The 1,919-nt window shown below is 41.5% G+C and carries 1 protein-coding gene; it reads left to right on the top strand.

Annotated features, from left to right (window positions below; all coding sequences use genetic code 11):
- Nucleotides 1-393 precede the first annotated feature (393 nt).
- The gene (locus WCO51_13185) at nucleotides 394-1,485 is read left to right on the top strand and encodes an IS110 family transposase (protein ID MEI6514207.1); all 1,092 of its coding nucleotides are present in this window, start codon (nucleotides 394-396) and stop codon (nucleotides 1,483-1,485) included.
- The last annotated feature ends 434 nt before the right edge of the window (nucleotides 1,486-1,919 follow it).

Genomic DNA, 1,919 nt, shown 5'->3' on the forward strand with positions numbered 1-1,919 from the left:
GTTAAAATCTCATCATCCTGAGTCTGTTGAAAGGTCTAAATACTGCATCATACCTAAAAACCTCATCAAGCTGAAAGATATCACCATCCTGAGCTTGTCGAAGGATGTCTCAGTCTCATGATGAAGTATATCTTTGGCTATGTGGTTGTTTTATAGCTTTGTACACCCTTCGACAAGCTCAGGATGAAGTAAATTTTAGGTTATGGGCTTGTTTTATAGCTTTAGACACCATTTAACTAGTGGGTTGATCCTGAAACATATCAATATACTTGAATTCACACCATCCTGAAAATGTACACCATCCTGAGACTGGTATGATAGAAGATGAAGGTTGTTGAGTTCTCTTTAGATAAGTAGTATTTGGAAACAAAAAAACTTATAGGAGGACTCAACATGAAAGATTATAACACATATCAGGAAAATATTTGTAATGGTAAATACGATTTGTATGTAGGTTTGGATGTGGATAAGAGTAGCATATCTGTTAGCGTGAATGATGGACATGAGGTTATAAGTTCTTTGAAGATGCCCTATGATGCCAGTAACTTGTTATCGTTCATCGAGAAGCATTATCCTGGAAAGAAAGTAAGATTTGTCTATGAAGCAGGTCCTACAGGATTTGGGCTTTATGATTCAATTGTTGGTGCGGGCAATGATTGCTTGGTGGTATCTCCGGGCAGCATTCCCAATGCTCCAAACAATCGTGTAAAGACCAACCGATTGGATTCAAAGAAGTTATCAATTTTGCTTAGTGGCAATCAGCTCAAAGGCATTCATGTTCCAACGGAGTCAATACGTCATTTGCGAACACTCGTGCAATTGCGCTACACCTACATGCAGGATATTCGTGCCTACAAATGCAGGATTAAGGCAGAGTTGCTTAAAGAGGGATTAGATTTTCCTCCGGCAGCTAAAGGTAGCCAGTGGACAAAAGCAGTGGTGGCAAAGCTACGGAGTTTGGATTGTGCTGTTGTAATCAATTATAAGATCAACAGTTTGCTCAATCATCTTGAGTGTTTAAGCAAACAGATGCTACTGGCTGAGTTTGCTTTAAAGAGTCATGTAAATGGTAATGATGACTTGAAGTGTTGTATTGAGTATTTGACAAGCTGTCCAGGTATTGGTTGGCGCATCGCTTGTTACACGCTGGCCAGGTTTGGTGACTGGAGATGTTTGGGAACAAGCAAGCAGGCAGGTGCATTTTTTGGGTTGGTACCGACTGAAAACTCAACAGGTGACCGAACGGATAGAGGTTCTATAACAAAGTGTGGTGATCCGAGGCTAAGATCGATGTTGATACAGGGTGCTTGGATAGCGATCCGAAGAGATAGTGAGTTGAAATCAATCTACGATCGCATATGCGCAAGTCATTCCCAAAGGGTTGGTGCCAGAGTTGCGATTGTTGCTATAGCGAGGAAGCTGACTGAACGGATGCATTGTGTGCTTAAGAGTCAGCGTAAATACGAATTGCGTGCTGCTGCATAGTAGCGCTCAATAGCCTGCGACTCAGGTCAGGGCTGGGAAGACAAAACGTTTCGGGAGGGCTCGACGACAGGCAGATTAATGAATCGATCCATGAGACAGAGATCCCGAGACACCAAAGTCCAGATGTTCCGGTAAAACGGATAATCCAGGAAGTGCGGTTCCCTTGAGGAATGCCACGTATAGCAGCTAGTCTTCCAGAACCTGGGCAGAGTTGGCGCAAATTAATATAACGTTTATACTTATAAAAGAGAAAATCAATAAATATATAAATTTTACTTGACTTCTACATAGCAGCTTGTCGAAGGGTGTCTTGAATGTCGGGAACTCGCAACTCGCAATGGATCAGTAAAAAAACATTAGTTGTATCGGGAAACCCTTTTCCCGATACACAGTTAATTTGCAGATTTGCAATGAATTAAAAGCATTATGAACCT

The sequence above is a fragment of the bacterium genome (assembly GCA_037131655.1).
Classification (GTDB): domain Bacteria; phylum Armatimonadota; class Fimbriimonadia; order Fimbriimonadales; family JBAXQP01; genus JBAXQP01.

What these genes read in the sequence shown, in the direction of transcription:
- WCO51_13185 (MEI6514207.1), top strand. Translation starts at nt 394, where the DNA reads ATGAAAGATTATAACACATATCAGGAAAATATTTGTAATGGTAAATAC.